Origin of the sequence: Streptomyces sp. 11-1-2 (assembly GCF_003595545.1) — a bacterium.
Lineage (GTDB): Bacteria > Actinomycetota > Actinomycetes > Streptomycetales > Streptomycetaceae > Streptomyces > Streptomyces hygroscopicus_B.
Window position 1 is genome coordinate 5,983,396 of sequence record NZ_CP022545.1, and the last position, 17,378, is coordinate 6,000,773.

Sequence of the window (17,378 nt, forward strand, 5' to 3'; positions counted from 1 at the left end):
CGTCCCCAATCGAGCCGACACGGAAAAGCCGCAGGTTGTGCGGAGCGAATCTCGACGCGGGCCGCGGCGCGGGCCGGGGGCCCGCACCTTTACCGTCCCTTTACTATGGGTGGAGGGACACTGCCTTCCCCGGACATGTGGGGATCCACCGGACGTCCCGGCGAGCCACCTACCAGCGATGAAGGAGCACCAGACCCGCGATGGGCGACCCTGACCCTCCCAGTACCACCCGTGCCACCCTCCGCCCGCAGACGGAGGTGGCACGGTGACCGAGATCCTGTTGCTTCTCCTCGCGCTGGCGCTCACGCTCGCCTGCGCGCTCTTCGTGGCCGCCGAGTTCTCCCTCACCACCGTCGAACGTGGTGACCTGGAGCGCGCCGCCGAAGCCGGTGAGCGTGGGGCCGACAGCGCGCTTACGGCGGTGCGCCGGCTGACGTTCCAGCTCTCCGGCGCCCAACTCGGCATCACCGTCACCTCCTTGGTGATCGGCATGCTCGCCGAGCCCTCCCTGGCCGCACTGCTCCAGGGCCCGCTCACCGCGACCGGCCTGCCCGAGGGCGCGGCCTCGACGACCGCGCTGGTGCTGGGCGTGGCCCTCTCCACGGTGGTGCTGATGGTCGCCGGGGAGCTGGTGCCCAAGAACTGGGCGATCTCCCGCCCCCTGCACGTGGCCAAGGCGGTCGCCGCCCCGCAGCGCGCCTTCACCGCCGCCTTCGCCCCGCTGATCCACCACCTCAACAACATGGCCAACCGCCTGGTGCGCCGTCTGGGCCTGGAGCCCGCCGAGGAGCTGGCCTCCGCCCGTACCCCGGACGAACTGGTCGCGCTGGCCCGCCACTCGGCCGCCGCGGGCGCGCTGGAGCAGGACGCGGCCGAGCTGTTCGTCCGTACGCTCCACCTGAGCGAGCTGACCGCCGAGAACGTGATGACCCCGCGCGTGGACGTCCAGGCACTGGAGGCCCACGCCACCGCCGCCGACGCCGCCAACCTCACCCTGGCCACCGGGCGTTCCCGCCTCCCCGTCTACCGCGACACCCTGGACGAGGTGGTCGGCACCGTGCACATCCGCGACGTCCTCGCCCTGGACGCCGCCGACCGCGCCACCACCCCCGTCACCGACCTGGCCACGCCCCCGCTCCTGGTCCCGGACAGCCTCCCGGTGGACCGGCTGCTGGACCGGCTGCGCAGGGCGCACACCATGGCCGTCGTGATCGACGAGTACGGGGGCACGGCGGGGGTCGCCACCCTGGAGGACATCGTCGAGGAGATCGTCGGCGACGTACGCGACGAACACGACACCGACGAGGCCCCGGGCCTGGTGCCCCTCGGCCCCGGCGCCTGGGAGGCGGACGGCGGCGTACGGCTGGACGAGCTCACCGGCATCGGCCTGACCGCCCCCGAGGGCCCGTACGAAACGGTGGCGGGCCTCCTGGCCACCGCCCTGGAGCGCATCCCGGCGGCCGGGGACACCGTCGAGACCGACGGCTGGCAGCTCACGGTCCTGAAGGTGGACCACCACCGCGCCGACCGCGTACGGATCACCGAATCCACCGAGACAGCCGAATCCACCGAGACAGCCGAATCCACCGAGACAGCCGAATCCACCGAGACAGCCGAAGCTGGCAAGACCGCCGAGACCGCCGAGACCGCCGAGATCACCGAGGCCACCCGATGACCGTCCTCCAACTCGCCATCGGCGCCCTCACCCTCCTCACCAACGCCTTCTTCGTCGGCGCCGAATTCGCCCTGATCTCCGTGCGTCGCAGCCAGATCGAGCCGCGCGCACAGGCGGGGGAGAAGCGGGCGCGCGGTGTGCTGTGGGCGCTGGAGCACCTGTCCGCGCTGATGGCCACGGCCCAGCTCGGCATCACCATCTCCTCCCTCGTCCTGGGCGCGGTCGCCGAACCGGCCATCGCCCATCTGCTGGAGCCCGTCTTCGACACCGTCCACGTGCCGCACGCCCTGGTGCATCCGATCGCCTTCGTCGTCGCGCTCACAGTGGCCACGTATCTCCACATGCTCATCGGCGAGATGGTCCCCAAGAACATCGCCCTCGCCGCCCCCGAGCGCACCGCACTCCTCCTCGGCCCGCCCCTGGTGGCCCTCACCCACCTCCTGCGCCCGGTCGTCTTCGGCGTCAACGCCTTCGCCAACGCCGTGCTGCGACTGCTGAAGGTCGAGCCCAAGGACGAGGTCGAGTCGGTCTTCACGGACGACGAACTCATCCGGCTGGTACGGGACTCCAGTGACGCCGGGCTGCTCGACAAGTCCGGCGGCGACCGGCTGCGCGACGCCCTGGAACTGGGCACCCGGCGGGTCGGCGACATCCTCGTCCCCCTCGACGCGATGGTCACCGTCGACCATCGCGTCACCCCCGCCCAACTGGAACGCACGGCCGCGGCCTCCGGCTACTCCCGCCTGCCGGTCACCGGCCCCGGCGGCGCCATGCTGGGCTACCTCCACATCAAGGACACCCTCGGGGCCGTCGACCGGGACCGCCCGTTCCCCCATACCGCCGTCCACACCATCCCCCGCGTGCGGGCCGACACCCCGCTGGACGACACCCTCACCACCATGCGCGCCACCGGCACCCACCTGGCCGTCGTGACGGCCGACACCGGTACGGCGGTCCTCGGCTTCGTCACGATGACGGACGTCCTGGACGAACTCGTGGGCCCGGCCCCGGTGTAGCCGCGCCGACCGCCGTCGCGTGGATCAGGACGGGAGCGCGTGGATCAGGACGGGAGCGGGTGGATCGGAACGGGAGCGGGTGGATCAGGACGGGGGCCGCGCCGCGGGACGGTCCGGGCGTACGGAGAACGCCGTGTCCCCGGCCGTCCCCACGATCGCGTCCTGGACGAGCACCACCCTCGGCTCCGTGTCCTGCGCCGCCGTCCCGGGGTTGTCCAGCGCGGCCGTGCGCCACGCCTCCGTGCCGTCGTCCACGTTCAGCGCCAGCAGCCGGCCGAAGCGGTTGGAGAAGTAAAGCTGTCCGTACCGCCTGGACAGCACGGGCGCGGACAGGTTCTCCGTCTCCGTCGCCCGCTGCCACAGCTCCCGGCCGCTGTCCGCCGACACCGCGGTGACCGTGCCGTTGGCACGGACGAAGTAGACGGCACCGCGCAGCAGGGTCGGCTCACCCATCACGGGGCGCCGCAGCGGGATCCGCTTGGTCTCGCCGGTGCTCGGATCCACCCGGAGCATGGACGTGTACGGGCGCTCGTACCCCGAGTCGTACACCTCCTTCGCGGTCTGCGGTACCAGGAACAGTGGCTTGCCCGTGGCCGCGCCGACGGTCAGCGTCTTCTTCGGGAGAATGGTGAGTTCGTGCTGCTTGCCGTCGGAGGGGTCGAGCCGCAGCAGGTCGTACGGGCCCTCGGCGGCCAGTCCGTCGGAAGTCACGGGTGAGCACAGGCCGTACGGTTCGCCGCCCAGCACCGTCGGCTCGCAGTACTTCCCCTGGGGCGCCGGTGACTGCCACAGCCGCTCACCCGACGTCCCGTAGGCGACGAGCTGACTGCCGTCCGGCGACAGCGTCAGCAGCCCGCCGCGGAACAGTTGCGCCGACGCGGAGTCGCTGATCCGCTGCTCCCACCGCTGTCGCTTGGTGGCGGCGTCCAGGGCCACCACCCACCGCCGGCCGTCCTCCGACGCCCGGTAGGCGTAGGCGATTCCGTCCCGCACCCCGATCGGGCGCGCCGCCTGGGGGCGGGTGCCCCAGCGCCACAGGACGCGACCGGTGGCGGCGTCGACCTTGGCGATCGTGAACCCGTTTCCGCCGCAGTACAGGGTCCGGCCGTTATCCGGGACACATCCGGACTGCTGGTAGACGAGCGGCGGCCCCTCGGTCTCGACCCGCAGAGCCGTCCGCCACGGCCGCCAGCCCTGGGGAAGTGACGCGGGCTTCTGGGACGGCGCGGTGGCGGAGGCGGCGGACGCGTCGCCCGACGAATCCGTCATGTCCGGGGCGAAGACCGCCGCCGCGACGGCCAGCCCGGTGACGGCCAGCGCGACGCCGACGGAGGTGACGACGAGCCGCCGCCGAGCTCCCCGCCCAGGTTCGGTCCGTCCCGGTCCGGGGGGCTGTGGGCCGGGGGGCTGGGGTTCGGGCCGCGAGTCGGTCTGGGGAGCGTGGGCCGAGGAGGCGGGGGGATGCCCGGCGGCGGCTGCTCCGGGACCACCGTCCGCCCCGGGACCACCGGCGGTTACGACGCGCTCCGCCGCGGGGAAGTCCGGCAGCGCACGCAGCATATGGTGCAGTTCGTCCAGCTTCGGCCGGTCCTCCGGCTCCTTGGCCAGACAGTGTTCGGCGATGCCCCGCAGCGGTGCCGGGACCTCGTCCAGCGTCGGATGCTCGTACATCACCTGGTAGCCCGACAGATACGGGCTGTCGGACTCGAACGGGCTGCTGCCCCGCGCCGCGAACACCAGCAGCGACCCCAGCGAGAACACATCGGACGCCGCCGTGACGTCCCGCGGACTGCGGAGCTGCTCCGGCGACATGAACGGCGGGGTGCCGAGCACCCGCCCGATGGTGACGGTGAGGGTCTGGCTGTCGACGGCGCGGGAGATGCCGAAGTCGATGACGCGCGGCCCGTCCTCGGCCATCAGGATGTTGGCGGGCTTCAGGTCCCGGTGCACCACCCCGGCCCGGTGGATCTCGCGCAGCGCCTCGACCAGCCCGAGGCCGAGCGTCCGCAAGGTGCGCCCGTCCAGGGGCCCGTTCTTCCGTACGACCTCGGAGAGGGTGTGCCCGGGCACATACAGCGTGGCCATCCACGGCCGGTCGGCCTCCGGATCGGCGTCGACGACAGGTGCGGTGAACGCCCCGCTCACCCGGCGCGCCGCCGCGACCTCCTGCCGGAACCGGGTCCGGAACTCCTCGTCCTGCGCGTACTGCTCGTGGACCAGCTTGAGCGCGACCTGCCGCCCCGAGGCCGAACGCCCGAGATAGACGACGCCCATGCCGCCCGACCCCAGCCGGTCGACCAGGGCGTAGCCGCCTATGGATTCCGGATCCCCGGTGGCCAGCGGCATCGCCGATCCCCTTTCCCGCGCTGTCTCCGCGTCTTGAACGGCCCTACCGGCCTCCTAGATTAGGTCGGCGGGAGCATCGGCGGACCAGGCGGCCCAGGGCGTGGCGGAACGGTTACCAGCGGAGCGCCGTCCGGCGGCGGGACAAACGGACGGACCGGCGAACGGGCGGGTCGGCCAACTGGAGGTGGGGGCCGTGCCGTTGCGTTAGTGCCGCGTTAGCGGAACGGCGTTTCGGCGGCAGCTTTACGCCAGCGGATCACGGCAGGCTCATAGCCGTACCGAGGGCCGGAGCGGAACACCGGCCGGACCGCCGACCCGACCCAAAGGGAGAAACCCACCATGAACGTCACCGCTTACCGCCGCGGCCGCACCGTCCGTACCATCGCCGCCTCCATGCTGGCCGTCGCCGCGCTGGGCCTGACGGCGGCGTGCGGCGGCAGCGGAGACGGAGGTTCGGACAACGAGGGCAAGGCGAAGTCGTCGGCCTCGGCCCCGGCGGACAAGACGGCCAAGGGGGGCAGCGCGGACGCCAAGGACGCGAAGACGCAGGCCCAGAAGATCGGGGCGGCGTCCGAGGACGAGCCGATCGGCGACTGTGACGTCAACAAGACGGCCTTCTCCCTCCAGAAGGTCAAGAACCCGATCAACCACCTGCTGCTCAAGGCGACCAACGGGGCCGGCGTGGACTGCAAGCTGGTCGGCTACCCCGGCCTGAAGTTCGGCGAGGAGGCGCAGTCCGCCACCCCGGTGAACGAGGACAGCCAGCCGCAGTCCGTCGTCGTGCTCGCCCCGGGCGAGAGCACCTACGCGGGCATCACCACCTCCTCGGGGGACGGCTCGGGTTCGGAGGGCAGCGAGGTCAACTCGCTCGAGGTGTACATCGACGGCAGCGAGGACCCCGCGAGCGTCGAACTGCCCGGCGGCTCGGTCTACATCGACAGCGCCGCCCAGGTCACGTACTGGCAGACGACCGCGCAGGACGCCCTGACCTGGTAGGCCCGAGCAACCCCTTAAGTCCATATACGTGAACGCTGTCTTGCATAGGAGACAGCACCCCTGGAGTATGAAGCGACGTCGCCGACGTGCGGAAGGAACAGTGGCGTCGCCGAAGTGGCGAACAGGGGGAACGGATGGGCATCGACTCGGCCGCGCTGCTGGTGTCGGCCGGGGTGGCCTCCGGGCTCGCCGGTTCGATCGCGGGGCTGGCCTCGCTGTTCAGCTATCCGGCGCTGCTCGCGGTGGGCCTGCCGCCGGTGGCCGCCAATGTGACCAACACGGTGGCCCTGTTCTCCAACACCGTCGGCACCGCGGCGGGATCCCGCGCCGAACTCCGCGGCCAGCGCGACCGCCTCCTCCGGCTCGGCGTCATCGCGGCGCTGGGCGGCGCGGTCGGGGCCGCCCTGCTGCTGGGAACCCCGTCCTCCGCCTTCGAGACCGTCGTACCGTGGCTGATCGCCCTCGGCTCGGTGCTGATCCTGGTCCGCGATCCGCTCCGCCGACTCGTGGCCTCCCGCTCAGGGCCCCTCGCGCAGACCGCCCGGCCCACCCTCCCGCTCGCCTGCGCGGTCCTGCTGGTCGGCCTCTACGGCGGCTACTTCGGCGCGGCCTCGGGCGTCCTGATGCTGGCGGTGCTCTCGCTCTCCGCCACGGAGCCCCTCCCGGTCACCAACGCCGTCAAGAACATCGCCACCGGTGCGGCGAATGTGACGGCGGCCGTCGCCTACGTAGCCGTCGCCCCCGTGAACTGGGCCGCCGCCGTATCCCTCGGCCTCGGCGCCCTCCTCGGCAGCTGGCTCGGCCCCCTGGTCGTCCGCCGCCTGCCCGAAACCCCGCTCCGGATCGCCATCGCCCTCGGCGGCCTGGGCCTGGCCATCTCGCTGTGGCACTAGGCGGCGAGCTCTTGACGTACGCCAGGCGAGACGGCGGAGCGCCCTTCACCGCTTACGTCCCGGACTCCTCCGGATAGAAGGTGATCAAGGTGGTGCTCCCGTCCGGCGCGACGACGCGGACGGCCGCCTCCGGGATGTCCTCCGTGGCCACGTCGACCTCGGTGGGATGCCACACCATGTGCCGCAGCACCACCGGATACCGCGGCGCTCTCCCACCGACGGCACCGATCACCGTGTCGTCCTTCGGGTCGTAGCTGAGGGAGGAGAAGGGCAGCCGCTCGGCCTCGTACTGATGCCCGACCGACGGGTCCAGCACCTCGATGGTGGCGAGTTCCCCCTCGTGCTCGGCCGTGACCTGATCGAGCCTGGTCCGCCACTCCCCGCGATCGAACGTTGTGGAACCGGCCATCGTCGATCCTCCCTCCGCTACTCCACTACTCCTCCTGCTGTGCCAACCCGTCCCACCTTGGCCGCCACCGCCCCGGGCCGCCACGTCCGCCCGGGTCGAATCGGTCCGGCCGGGCTTGACCTCCCCGGACAAAACAGTCGGCGGCACCCCGTTCCACGGCGGGCATTACCTGGGACGTAATCGCACCGCGCCGCGCCCCCGGGCAGCATGGTGATCGCTCCCCGCAAGGTTTCCGATCGGAGGGATCACCATGTCCTCGGCCGCACCCACGACCACCCACGCCCTGGTGGCGGAACTGCTGCGCCGCATCGGTGAGGGCGACCCCGAGCGCATCGCCGAGTTGTATGCCGAGCGCAGCGACTGGAAGCTGGACTGGCCGGAGGCCGAGCACGGCCGCCCCGCCACCCCGTGGATTCGCCACCGCTCCACCCGCGCGGACGTGGCCGCCCACTTCCGGGAGCTGGCCCGCCACCATGTGCCCGAGCAGGCGGCCACCGAGGTCGAGCGCATCCTCGTCGACGGCGACGACGCGGTCGTGCTGGGCGAGATCCGCCAGACCGCCCGGGCCACCGGACGCGCCTATCGTGCGCGGTTCGCCCTGCATCTCACCCTCGAAGGCGGTCTCTTCACCCGCCACCACGTCTACGAGGACAGCCTCGCCGTAGTCCAGGCATTCAGTAAGGACTGATCAGCGCGCGAGCAGGGACTCCACCCGGGACAAGGTGTCCAGGACATTGGCCTCGGTGATCGCCATCCGCGCCTCGTCCGGCGTCAGCCAGCGCAGCGGCGCATCCGGGTTCTCCGGCCGCACCGCCTCGGGAACGCTGGTGGCCAGCACATAGCGCACATCGGCGTGCTCATGCGCCGGCTCCCGGCTGTTCTCAGGAACCGGAACGATCACCAGGTGCCGCACCTCCGCATCCGGCCACGGAGCCAGATCCGGCAAACCCGTCTCCTCCCGCCCCTCCCGCAGGGCGATGGCGAGCGGGTCGTACTCGCCCGGGTCGCCATGCCCGCCGACCAGCAGCCACGACTGGTGACGCTGGTGCCAGCGCAGCAGCACACGGCCGCTGTCGGGGTGCACGATCAGGGCGGATGCGGTGATGTGGAGGGGCGTCGACCGGTCCCAGGGGGCGCCCGCCTCGACAACGCCGAGCACCCGCTCGAGGTCGACGCATTCCGCGGTGGTCTTCGGCCGGTAGCCCGTAAGGACATGGGTAACTGCGCGGTCGGCTGTGGCCATGCGCCGGATCCTAACGACGCGGGGCCGCCTACGGCGCGGGGTTTTCGTCACCCGGGCCCGCGGCAACGTGCCCGGGACCGCACATGGAGGGCACAACGCCCCATAGGGGTCAGGGCGACAAAGCGCGAGGTCACAGCGTTGTCAGCCTGTTAACAAGGCGTTAGTTGATCGTCAGCGGGGCCGGACAGACTTGTTGTCATGGCCCCGGGGGACGGGGGCAACGCTCACGACAACAGAGGGACTCATGTCGCACCGCATCACCACTCGTCACGCACGCAAGGTCGCCGCCGCCGCGGTCGTCGCAGTCGCCGCGTTCGGTCTGACCGCGTGCCAGGACAACGCGGATGCCGGCGGGGACTCGTCCTCCGCAGCCTCGTCCAGCTCCGGCGGTTCGGACTCCTCCGACTCGGGTTCGTCGGGTTCCTCCGGCTCGGGTTCATCCGGTTCCTCCGGCTCGGGTTCCTCGGGCTCCGGTGGGGGCGGCAACGCCGGTTCCGATGCCTGCGCGACCTCGCAGCTCGCGTTCCGCAGCACCCACGGCATGGGTGAGGGCACCCTGATCGTCGACCTCAAGAACACCGGGTCGGCCACCTGCACGCTCCAGGGCTTCCCCGGCGTCGACCTGAAGAGCAAGAACGGCACCCTGAGCGCCAAGCGCAGCGACCTCGCGGCGCCGAAGACGAGCGTCAAGCCGGGTGAGGAGACCCGCTTCACGCTCTACTACCCGCCGAACACCTCCGGTGGCTCCGGCGAGACCTTCACCACGCTCGTCGTCACCCCGCCCAACGAGACCCACTCGCACTCCCTGCCCGTCAGCATCAACGTCCCCGTCTCCGACGGCTCCGACTCCGCCATCAAGGTGGACCCCGTCGGCACCGGCAAGTAGGCAGACCCACTGCCGTATATCGATCGTACGTTTGATTTCCGGCGTGCCGGCGTGCGACCTCGCCGGTGACGGCCGACCCTGGAGGGTGGACGCGGGGAGCCTGCTGAGCAGCGCCCGGGCTCGCGTGCCCCTGGCCCAGCGCAGGAGCTCGGACCGAACTGGAAGGTGAACGTCACGATGAAGACACCCCCGGTCGTTTCGCCGCAGGAGTGGGAGGCCGCGCGTCAGGAGCTGCTCGGGGAGGAGAAGCGGCTGACCCGCGCCCGTGACGCACTGGCCGCCAAGCGCCGGCGGATGCCGTGGCTGGCGGTGGAGAAGGAGTACGCGTTCGAGGGGCCCGAGGGCCGGGTGAGTCTGCTCGACCTGTTCCAGGGGCGTCGTCAGCTGATCCTCTACCGCGCCTTCTTCGAGCCCGTCGTCTACGGCTGGCCCGACCACGCCTGCCGCGGCTGTTCCATGGTCGCCGACCACGTGGGCCACCTCGCTCATCTCCACGCCCGCGACACCACCCTCGTCTTCGCCTCGCGCGCGCCGCAGCCGGAGATCGAGCAGGTGAAGGCGCGGATGGGCTGGACGATGCCCTGGTACACGATCACCGACGACTTCGACGCCGACTTCGGCGTGGACGAGTGGCACGGCACGAACGCGTTCATCCGCGATGGCGACCGCGTATTTCGCACCTACTTCATCAACGCCCGCGGTGACGAGGCGCTGGGGAGCACCTGGAGCTACCTCGACATGACGGCGCTCGGGCGGCAGGAGGAGTGGGAGGACTCGCCGAAGGACTACCCCAAGACCCCGCCGTACGAATGGTGGAACTGGCACGACGCGTACGACGACGCCGCGCCGGCGCCGGAGTGGGTGGCCCAGACCCAACGAGGCACCCAGGCCCAGCCGGGCTGAGCCGTGCGCCAAACTGTGGGGCATGGACAACCGCAGCCACGTCCGCCCTGCGACCGCGGCCGACGTTGACGCGGTGGAGGCCGTCACCGACGCGGCATACCGCCCCTACGTCGCCCGGATCGGCGTCCGCCCCGCGCCGATGGACGCGGACCACGCGGCCGACATCGCGGCGGGGCGCGTCTTCCTCACCGGCGACCCGGTCGTGGGGGTACTGGTGTTGGTGGCCGAGCCCGACCATCTCGTCCTGGAGAGCATCGCCGTACACCCGGACGCGCACCGGCAGGGCGTGGGCAGGCGCCTGCTCGCCTTCGCCGAGCTGCACGCACGCGCTCTCGGCCTCCCGGAGATCCGGCTCTACACCAACGCCCACATGTGGGAGAACCAGGAGATCTACCCGAGGTACGGGTACGAGGTGACCGAGCGCCGCCAGGACGGCGCGTACGACCGGATCCACTACCGGAAGCGCATTCCCGGGGCAACGCCCGACGAGCGGTGAGGCCCCCGTCCCTGTCGCGCACCAGTGGCCAGTACGCCGCTATGGCCGCCGCCGCGTCATACGCCCCTAAGGCCGCCGCAGAAGCCCCCGTTCCATGGCCACCACCACCGCCCTCGTCCGGTCGTTCACATCGAGCTTGGCGAACAGGCGCAGCAGATGCGTCTTCACCGTGGCCTCGGCGATCACGAGACGTCGTCCGATCTCGGCGTTGGTGAGACCGTCCGCCACGGCGCCCAGGACCTCGGTCTCGCGGTCGGTCAGCGGCTCCTGAACGGGTCGCCGCATCCGCGCGACCAGCTTCTCGGCGACCCGGGGAGCGAGCACCGTCTCGCCCCGGGCCGCCGCGTGGATGGCGTCGACGAGCTGCTCACGGGTGGTGTCCTTGAGCAGATAGCCGATGGCACCGGCCTCCACTCCGCGCTCGATCTCGGTGTCGGTGTCGTACGTGGTCAGGATCAGCACCCGCGTACGCGGATACCGGGCGACGATCTCCGTCGTCGTCGCCACCCCGTCGAGCACGGGCATCCGCAGATCGACCAGCGCCACGTCGGGGTCGTACCGCTCGACGAGATCGAGTGCCACGCGTCCGTCGCCCGCCTCGCCGACGATCTCGATGCTGTCCTCGGCGGCGAGCAGGGCGATCACTCCGGCCCGCATCACGGTGTGATCGTCCACCACGACGATGCGCAGACCTTCCTCGCTCATGCCTCCACCTCGCTTGCCATGGGGATCATCGCCAGGATCCGTGTCCCGTCGCCCACCGAACTCGTCACCGTGAGCCTCCCGCCCAGCTCAGCCAGTCGCTTGCGCATGCCGTCGAGTCCGAAGCCGGTCGACTCCCCCACCCGGAACCCGGTCCCATCGTCGGTGATCTCCAGCTCCACTCCGTGCGGACGCCGTACCAGTACCACGCCGACCATGGACGCGTGTGCGTGTTTGCGCACGTTGGCCAGGGACTCCTGGGTGCAGCGCAGCAGCGCGATACGGGTCTGCTGATCGCACTCCAGGTCTGCCAGGTCGGCGTCCACCGCCAGCCCGGTGTCCTCCGCGAAGCGGTCCAGCGTACGGCGCAGCGTCCGCGCCACCGAACCGGCCGCCACCTGGCCCGGACCCGGCTGCCCCACGGAGCCGACCAACTCCCTCGCCTCGGCGAGGTTTTCCCGGGCCGTGGACTCGATCGACCGCAGTTGCTGGGCGCTGGTCGCCGGATTGTGGTGAATGCCCGCCTGGGCCGCCTCCGCGAGCACGATGATCGACGCGAAGCCCTGCGCGAGCGTGTCGTGGATGTCGCGTGCGATGCGTTCCCGTTCGTCCGCCGCGCCCTGTCGCTGGTGTGCCTCGGAGAGCTGTGCCTGTGTCCGCTCCAACTCCTCGATCAGCCGGGCCCGTTCACTGCTCTGCGCGACGACCGAGTGTGCCCACAGGCCGATCAGTACGCCCACCGCGACCACGATCAGGGTGGACATCAGGGTCTCGCCGAAGAACTCCGCCGACCAGCCCTGCCGGACCAGGCTCCCGGCCAGCGTGGCACCGGTGGCCAGCCCGAGGAACCCCATCGAGGCCCGCGGAGTGCGCCCGAACATCCAGTAGTGCGGCAGCGTCACCATGAACAGCGCCGCATAGCTGCTGCCCAGATAGGCCAGCCCGCCGAGCGCGAGCACGAGCACCGAGAGATAGACCCGCGGACGTACGACGGGATTCCCCGGGAAGCGGTCGAGCACCGCGTAGCACAGCACCACGCAGCCCAGAAGCGCGATCGCCTGGTACTTGCTCCCCCCGGCCGGAACCGTCGTCACCAGCCCGACGGCCATCGCGGCGAACAGGCCCCAGCACACGGCGTTCCACCGGCGCAGCGAAGTGGCCCAGAAGGTGTCGGCCAAGGGGTTCGCGAGAGCGGTCATACCGATCAACGTACGTCGACCACCGGTTGCCCGTCGGCCGGATGAGCCGAGGCCGCCGCCGTTCGCCCCGCCGTCCGCGAGGGCCACCAGCTCGCCTCACCGAGCAGCAGCATCGCCGACGGCAGGACCATGATCCGGATGATGAAGGCATCGAGCAGCACGGCCGCCGCGAGGACGAAGCCGATCTGCTTCATCTCGATGATGTGCAGGAAGACGAAACTCACGAAGACGGTCGTCATCACCACCGCCGCACTCGTCACCACACTCGCCGACCTGCGGATCCCCTCGAGTACGGCCTGCCGCGTGGACACGCCCGCGAGGACGGCCTCCCTGATCCGGCTCACCACGAACACCTGGTAGTCCATCGAGAGCCCGAAGAGGATCACGAAGAGGAACAGCGGTACGCGCGATCCGATCGAACCCGTGGAGTGGAAGTCCAACAGCCCCTCGGCCCAGGTGTTCTGGAAGACCAGGACGAGCAGTCCGAGCGCCGCCGCCGCGGACAGCAGATTCAGTACGACACCGATCAGGCCCAGCACCACCGAGCGGAACGCGTACGTCGTCATCGCGAAGGTCACCAGCAACAACGCCCCGAGGACCAGGGGGAGTTTGCTGTTCTGGTGAGCGGGATAGTCGGCGTACCGGGCGACGTCCCCGCTCACTCCGAATTCCGCCCCCTCGACCCGGCCGACGGTGGCGGGCAGGTAGTCCTCGCGCAGGTGGTCGAGGGAGTCGTAGGCCTGGTCGGAGTTGCCCAGGTACGGCACCTTCAGCTCGAGCACACTGAGCCGGTGGTCGGCGGAGGTCCGGATGCGCGAGGCGCCGGCGAACAGCGGGTCGGCGTCGGCGCGCCGGGCCAGCTCGCGCAGCGCCCCGCCGACCTCGCCGGAGCGCGCGGCGTCGGCACGTACGACGACCTGGTGGGTGACCCGTTGCTCCGGGAACGCCGCGTTGAGCCGGTCGTACACCCGCATGGCGGCGATGTCACGGGAGTGGGTGTCCCGGCTCATCTCCGTGATCTTCAGCCCGGCCAACGGGGTGACGAGCGCGAGCAGGGCGAGAACCGAGACGCACAGGGTGGCCAGGGGGTGCCGGCTCGCGGGGCGCAGCAGGGCGGCCCATATGCGGCCACCGCTGTCGCCCCGGGTCCGGCGCGCGGGCTTTCCTCGCTCAGCACGGCGCCGCGCCCTGCGCTCCTCCCGCTGTCCGAGCTTGACGAGCATCGCGGGCAGCGCCGTCAGCGAACTGGCCACCGCGACCATGACGACCACGATCGTGCCGGTGGCGAGTGAGGAGAAGATGACGTCGGAGGCGAGATACAGCGTCGCGGTGGAGGCCACGACCGCGAGTCCGGAGATCACGACGGCCCGGCCGGAGGTCGCCGCGGCCATTTCCACCAGCGCCTCGGAGCTCAGCCGGTCGCCCGAGCGGGCGCGCTCCTCGCGCTCCCGCTTGAGGTAGAAGAGCGTGTAGTCGACGCCGACCGCGAGGCCGATCATCAGGATGACGTTCGTGCCGACCCCGGCGTCGGGGGAAAGGTGTGAGGCCACCATCGAAAGCCCGACGGCCGCCGCGATGGACGACAGCGCGAGCAGCAGCGGCACCCCCGCCATGGTCACGGATCCGAAGACGACCAACAGGGTGATCAGGGTGATGGGGAGCGTGATCTTCTCGGAGAGCGCCAGGTCGTCACCGCGCTGCTGGTCGACTCCCTTGCTGATGGAGGGACTCCCGGTCTCCTCCAGCCGCAGCCCCGGATACGCCTTTCCCACGGCGTCGGTCTGTCCGGCCAGCGCGTCGACCTTGTCCTTGGCGTCCCGCTCCTCGCCCTTCAGAGCCACCTCGACCATGAGGATCCGGCGATCCTCGGACAGCAGCGGGTCGGCGACGCCCGCGACCTCGGGCAGCCGCTTCATCCGGGCGGTCAGGTCCTCGGCGGCGGCCTCGGCCGCGTCCCGGTCGAAGGGTCCCGACCGGGAAGAGATCAGCACCTGCTCGGCGGCCCTGCGCTCCAGACCCCCCTCGGCGGCCATCGCCTCCGCCCGCCCGGCCTCGCCGACCCGGTAATCGGCCGTGGTCGCGCTGTGTGTGCCGACGGCACTGCCGATCCCCAGGCACAGCACCACGAACACCAGCCAGCCGACGATGGCCCGCCAGGGGTGCTGAGCGCTCCAACGCGCCATGCGCACAGTGAATGAGTTCATGGCCAAAAGCGTTGCTGGCCGACGCGGTTGGCCGACAGAGGTGCCCGGTTGAACTTCCGGTCCACCGATCGGTGGACGGGACCGGGCCCGATCCCGGTCCCTGGCCCGGGAGAGTGCGTGAAGCAGCCCGGCGCCGCCGATGCCCGGAGGATCGGCGGCGCCGGGCTGGGGTCAGGAGCAGGGCCGGGGTCAGGAGCAGGGCTTGTAGAAGTGCTTCCAGCCGTCGCCGGGCATGGCGGGCGGCTCGGCCGTGCTGCCGAACTCCCCGTACTTCTCCTTCATCGCGTAGTCGAAGTCCCCCGGGCCGCTGCCCGCGGTCGACAGGCGCACGTCCCGATCCAGCTGCCCGTCACCGGGGTTGTTGAGGATCGCGAGGTCCGGGTACGGGTCGTCGCCGTAGTTGGCGATCCGAAGCTGCTGGACCTCGCCCTGGTCGCCGATGTCGGAGTGCCGGGCGTCGGCGGAGCTCAGGTTCGTCCGTGCGAGCGGGCCGGGGCGGTATTCCGCGACGCGCGCGGTCGAGGGGTCGTCTCCGTCGGCCGGCTTGACGATGTTGACGACCATGCCCAGGGTGCCGTCGTTCTGGAAGTCGGCGACCGCGGCGGTCGCGACCTCCCCCTTCTTCGCGCCGAGAAGTTCGCTGACGGCGTGCTTCGCGCCGAACGTGCCGTCCGCGGCGCCCCACTGGATGGTCATCTTGGTTCCGGTGTGCCCGGGATTCGAGATCTTGTCCGGGTGGCCGTCGCCGTCGAGATCGCCGACCAGCGTCGTGGCGTCGGCCAGACACGGGCCCGCCGCCTCGCTGACCTTGCCGGACCGGTCCGCGCCGCCCGAGGGCGACGACCCGGCCGCACTGGCCTGGTAACCGGCGATGGTCAGGGTCAGGGCGACAGCCGCGATCGGGGCGGCGATCAGACGTGACCGTTTGCGAAGCATCTACGAACTCCTAATGTCGTTACGGCTAAGTGAGAGGGTGGCGATGCCCCGCGAGCGCGTACCGTCACTGGTCCGTTCCGCCGTCGAAGGGGACAGCGTCCGCCGCGGAGGTGTGCCAGTTGGTGACGATGGGCTTGTCGACCTTGATGGTGCCGACCGGCAGGGAGACCGGGTTGGGGTCCTTGTCACCGACGGCGACGATGATGCTGTCCAGTTCCTTGCCGTTGTTGTCCCCGGTGGTCTTCGGGTTCACCCCGGCATAGGCGGTAGTTCCCCCGCTCAGCGTGACCGCCGGTCCCACGGACTGCTCCGCGGGACCCGCCTCGGTGCCGTCCGACCCGAAGGCCACCGTGGGAAGCGCGGCGGGCAGCACACAGGTGATCCCCGCCTTGGCCTTCGCCATGACCAGGATGTATCCGCCGGCCTGCGTCTCTTCCCGAGTGCTCCAGGAAATGTCGTTGGCCCCGCACACCTGCCCGACCTTGCCGCGCTCGCCGTTGCCCGTGTCGGCACCGGAGCCGTCCTGGGCTCCCTTGTCCTTCGCGCCGGGGGTCTTGGCCGACGAGTCGGCGGCGGTGTCCTTGTCGCCCGCGGCATCGCCCGCGGCCCCGGTCGTGGCCTTGGCGGAGGCAGACGAGTCACTGGACCCGCTACTCGTCTCGTCCGACTGGCAAGCGGTGGCGAACATCGCGGCAGTCACCAACAGACTGGCACCGGCGAACATACGGACCCGGGGGCGGCTGATAAGCATGGGAAGACCTTCTTCGTCATCAGTGGTGCAGTGCTCCCGGCGATGTTTCGCTCGGTGTGCAACTCAGCTTGCCGGTGGCCGCTACCGTTCCATTAGCGCTCCGCTAACGAAGCGCTGACGCGATCACAAACCGGCTGACTCATCCGCGTATTGTCGCCGCGCCAGTAGAGTGAAACGGTGACTTCTCTGCCGGAAGACCCGCCGTTACTGGTCAGCGAAGACGACCGCGACGCGGCCGTACAGCGCGTGCAGGAGGCGTACGCCGAGGGGCACATCTCGCACGAGGACATGGACGAACGCCTCCACCAGGTGCTCACCGCCAAGACGCGCGGCGAACTTGTGTCGGCTCTGGCCTCGCTCCCGGAGGAGAACGCGGGCACCACGTCCACGATTGCCGCCGCCGGTGGACGGATCAAGCGGCGCGGCGCATGGCGGGTGCCTCGGGTCCTCAAGGTCGCGTCCGCGTTCGGAAGGGTGCGCCTGGACCTGTCCCGGGCGGTCATCGAACATCCGGTCGTGGACATCGAGCTGCAACTCGGCACCGGCAGAGCCAAGATCACGGTGCCGCGCGACGCGATCGTCGACCTCGAGGATCTGCACACCGGGTGGAAGGACACGCGCTACAAGCCCCGGCGGCACTCCGGCCCCGGCGGGCCGAGGATCCGCGTCTCCGGGACCATGGGATTCGGACGACTGACGATCCGCCACGCGCGGCGGTGAGCC

General features: G+C 70.8%; 17 protein-coding genes. 9 read left to right on the forward strand and 8 right to left on the reverse strand.

What is annotated here, in order from left to right:
• Positions 1 to 265 precede the first annotated feature (265 nt).
• Positions 266 to 1,675 (forward strand): hemolysin family protein, encoded by a 1,410-nt coding sequence (locus CGL27_RS25335; RefSeq protein ID WP_119990223.1) that lies wholly within the window; start codon positions 266 to 268, stop codon positions 1,673 to 1,675.
• On the forward strand, positions 1,672 to 2,691 hold the full coding sequence (locus CGL27_RS25340) for a hemolysin family protein (RefSeq protein WP_078642552.1): 1,020 nt from the start codon (positions 1,672 to 1,674) through the stop codon (positions 2,689 to 2,691). The genes CGL27_RS25335 and CGL27_RS25340 overlap by 4 nt, the downstream gene beginning before the upstream one ends.
• An 84-nt stretch (positions 2,692 to 2,775) precedes the next feature.
• Here the strand turns inward: CGL27_RS25340 and CGL27_RS25345 are convergent, their stop codons facing one another.
• Positions 2,776 to 5,037 carry a serine/threonine-protein kinase gene (locus CGL27_RS25345; protein WP_119990225.1) on the reverse strand — a complete coding sequence of 754 codons (2,262 nt, stop codon included), beginning with the start codon at positions 5,035 to 5,037 and terminating at the stop codon, positions 2,776 to 2,778.
• 339 nt (positions 5,038 to 5,376) lie between these two features.
• Here CGL27_RS25345 and CGL27_RS25350 point away from each other — a divergent pair, with 339 nt between their 5' ends.
• Both CGL27_RS25350 and CGL27_RS25355 read left to right on the forward strand, forming a co-directional pair.
• A complete protein-coding gene (locus CGL27_RS25350; RefSeq protein WP_119990228.1) occupies positions 5,377 to 6,033 on the forward strand; it encodes a DUF4232 domain-containing protein in 657 nt (218 codons plus the stop codon).
• Between the two features lie 134 nt (positions 6,034 to 6,167).
• Complete coding sequence (locus tag CGL27_RS25355) at positions 6,168 to 6,926, forward strand: sulfite exporter TauE/SafE family protein (RefSeq protein WP_119990230.1); 759 nt, start codon at positions 6,168 to 6,170, stop codon at positions 6,924 to 6,926.
• Positions 6,927 to 6,978: 52 nt separating this feature from the next.
• On the opposite strand, the gene CGL27_RS25360 is transcribed toward CGL27_RS25355, so the two are convergent.
• Complete coding sequence (locus CGL27_RS25360) at positions 6,979 to 7,335, reverse strand: DUF5335 family protein (protein WP_078642556.1); 357 nt, start codon at positions 7,333 to 7,335, stop codon at positions 6,979 to 6,981.
• A gap of 250 nt (positions 7,336 to 7,585) precedes the next feature.
• Between CGL27_RS25360 and CGL27_RS25365 the strand changes: the two genes are divergently transcribed.
• Positions 7,586 to 8,023: a nuclear transport factor 2 family protein gene (locus tag CGL27_RS25365; RefSeq protein WP_078642557.1), complete on the forward strand. Its 438-nt coding sequence runs from the start codon at positions 7,586 to 7,588 to the stop codon at positions 8,021 to 8,023.
• Here CGL27_RS25365 and CGL27_RS25370 read toward each other — a convergent pair whose 3' ends face one another.
• Positions 8,024 to 8,578 carry an NUDIX domain-containing protein gene (locus CGL27_RS25370; RefSeq protein ID WP_119990232.1) on the reverse strand — a complete coding sequence of 185 codons (555 nt, stop codon included), beginning with the start codon at positions 8,576 to 8,578 and terminating at the stop codon, positions 8,024 to 8,026. It lies immediately after the preceding gene.
• 244 nt (positions 8,579 to 8,822) lie between these two features.
• On the opposite strand from CGL27_RS25370, the gene CGL27_RS25375 reads away from it, so the two are divergent.
• From CGL27_RS25375 to CGL27_RS25385, 3 genes are all read left to right on the forward strand, one after another.
• A complete protein-coding gene (locus tag CGL27_RS25375) occupies positions 8,823 to 9,464 on the forward strand; it encodes a DUF4232 domain-containing protein (protein ID WP_119990234.1) in 642 nt (213 codons plus the stop codon).
• Positions 9,465 to 9,641: 177 nt separating this feature from the next.
• Positions 9,642 to 10,367, forward strand: coding sequence for a DUF899 domain-containing protein (locus CGL27_RS25380; RefSeq protein WP_119994541.1), 726 nt, complete (start codon positions 9,642 to 9,644; stop codon positions 10,365 to 10,367).
• Positions 10,368 to 10,389: 22 nt separating this feature from the next.
• Positions 10,390 to 10,863 (forward strand): GNAT family N-acetyltransferase, encoded by a 474-nt coding sequence (locus CGL27_RS25385; RefSeq protein ID WP_119990235.1) that lies wholly within the window; start codon positions 10,390 to 10,392, stop codon positions 10,861 to 10,863.
• A gap of 66 nt (positions 10,864 to 10,929) precedes the next feature.
• On the opposite strand, the gene CGL27_RS25390 is transcribed toward CGL27_RS25385, so the two are convergent.
• From CGL27_RS25390 to CGL27_RS25410, 5 genes are all read right to left on the reverse strand, one after another.
• Positions 10,930 to 11,568, reverse strand: a complete 639-nt coding sequence (locus CGL27_RS25390) for a response regulator transcription factor (protein WP_078642561.1) — start codon at positions 11,566 to 11,568, stop codon at positions 10,930 to 10,932.
• Complete coding sequence (locus CGL27_RS25395; protein WP_203348490.1) at positions 11,565 to 12,764, reverse strand: sensor histidine kinase; 1,200 nt, start codon at positions 12,762 to 12,764, stop codon at positions 11,565 to 11,567. The genes CGL27_RS25390 and CGL27_RS25395 overlap by 4 nt, the downstream gene beginning before the upstream one ends.
• A gap of 5 nt (positions 12,765 to 12,769) precedes the next feature.
• Positions 12,770 to 14,968, reverse strand: a complete 2,199-nt coding sequence (locus tag CGL27_RS25400; protein WP_119990237.1) for an MMPL family transporter — start codon at positions 14,966 to 14,968, stop codon at positions 12,770 to 12,772.
• Positions 14,969 to 15,157: 189 nt separating this feature from the next.
• Positions 15,158 to 15,904 (reverse strand): VCBS repeat-containing protein, encoded by a 747-nt coding sequence (locus CGL27_RS25405; RefSeq protein ID WP_078642563.1) that lies wholly within the window; start codon positions 15,902 to 15,904, stop codon positions 15,158 to 15,160.
• 64 nt (positions 15,905 to 15,968) lie between these two features.
• Positions 15,969 to 16,655 (reverse strand): DUF4232 domain-containing protein, encoded by a 687-nt coding sequence (locus CGL27_RS25410; RefSeq protein WP_119990239.1) that lies wholly within the window; start codon positions 16,653 to 16,655, stop codon positions 15,969 to 15,971.
• 177 nt (positions 16,656 to 16,832) lie between these two features.
• On the opposite strand from CGL27_RS25410, the gene CGL27_RS25415 reads away from it, so the two are divergent.
• Positions 16,833 to 17,375, forward strand: coding sequence for a DUF1707 domain-containing protein (locus CGL27_RS25415; protein WP_078642565.1), 543 nt, complete (start codon positions 16,833 to 16,835; stop codon positions 17,373 to 17,375).
• The last annotated feature ends 3 nt before the right edge of the window (positions 17,376 to 17,378 follow it).

Excerpts from the sequence above, each read along its gene's own strand:
- CGL27_RS25340 (WP_078642552.1), top strand. The coding sequence starts at position 1,672 with ATGACCGTCCTCCAACTCGCCATCGGCGCCCTCACCCTCCTCACCAAC.
- CGL27_RS25345 (WP_119990225.1), bottom strand. The coding sequence starts at position 5,037 with ATGCCGCTGGCCACCGGGGATCCGGAATCCATAGGCGGCTACGCCCTG.
- CGL27_RS25350 (WP_119990228.1), top strand. The coding sequence starts at position 5,377 with ATGAACGTCACCGCTTACCGCCGCGGCCGCACCGTCCGTACCATCGCC.
- CGL27_RS25355 (WP_119990230.1), top strand. The coding sequence starts at position 6,168 with ATGGGCATCGACTCGGCCGCGCTGCTGGTGTCGGCCGGGGTGGCCTCC.
- CGL27_RS25360 (WP_078642556.1), bottom strand. The coding sequence starts at position 7,335 with ATGGCCGGTTCCACAACGTTCGATCGCGGGGAGTGGCGGACCAGGCTC.
- CGL27_RS25365 (WP_078642557.1), top strand. The coding sequence starts at position 7,586 with ATGTCCTCGGCCGCACCCACGACCACCCACGCCCTGGTGGCGGAACTG.
- CGL27_RS25370 (WP_119990232.1), bottom strand. The coding sequence starts at position 8,578 with ATGGCCACAGCCGACCGCGCAGTTACCCATGTCCTTACGGGCTACCGG.
- CGL27_RS25375 (WP_119990234.1), top strand. The coding sequence starts at position 8,823 with ATGTCGCACCGCATCACCACTCGTCACGCACGCAAGGTCGCCGCCGCC.
- CGL27_RS25380 (WP_119994541.1), top strand. The coding sequence starts at position 9,642 with ATGAAGACACCCCCGGTCGTTTCGCCGCAGGAGTGGGAGGCCGCGCGT.
- CGL27_RS25385 (WP_119990235.1), top strand. The coding sequence starts at position 10,390 with ATGGACAACCGCAGCCACGTCCGCCCTGCGACCGCGGCCGACGTTGAC.
- CGL27_RS25390 (WP_078642561.1), bottom strand. The coding sequence starts at position 11,568 with ATGAGCGAGGAAGGTCTGCGCATCGTCGTGGTGGACGATCACACCGTG.
- CGL27_RS25395 (WP_203348490.1), bottom strand. The coding sequence starts at position 12,764 with ATGACCGCTCTCGCGAACCCCTTGGCCGACACCTTCTGGGCCACTTCG.
- CGL27_RS25400 (WP_119990237.1), bottom strand. The coding sequence starts at position 14,968 with ATGAACTCATTCACTGTGCGCATGGCGCGTTGGAGCGCTCAGCACCCC.
- CGL27_RS25405 (WP_078642563.1), bottom strand. The coding sequence starts at position 15,904 with ATGCTTCGCAAACGGTCACGTCTGATCGCCGCCCCGATCGCGGCTGTC.
- CGL27_RS25410 (WP_119990239.1), bottom strand. The coding sequence starts at position 16,655 with ATGCTTATCAGCCGCCCCCGGGTCCGTATGTTCGCCGGTGCCAGTCTG.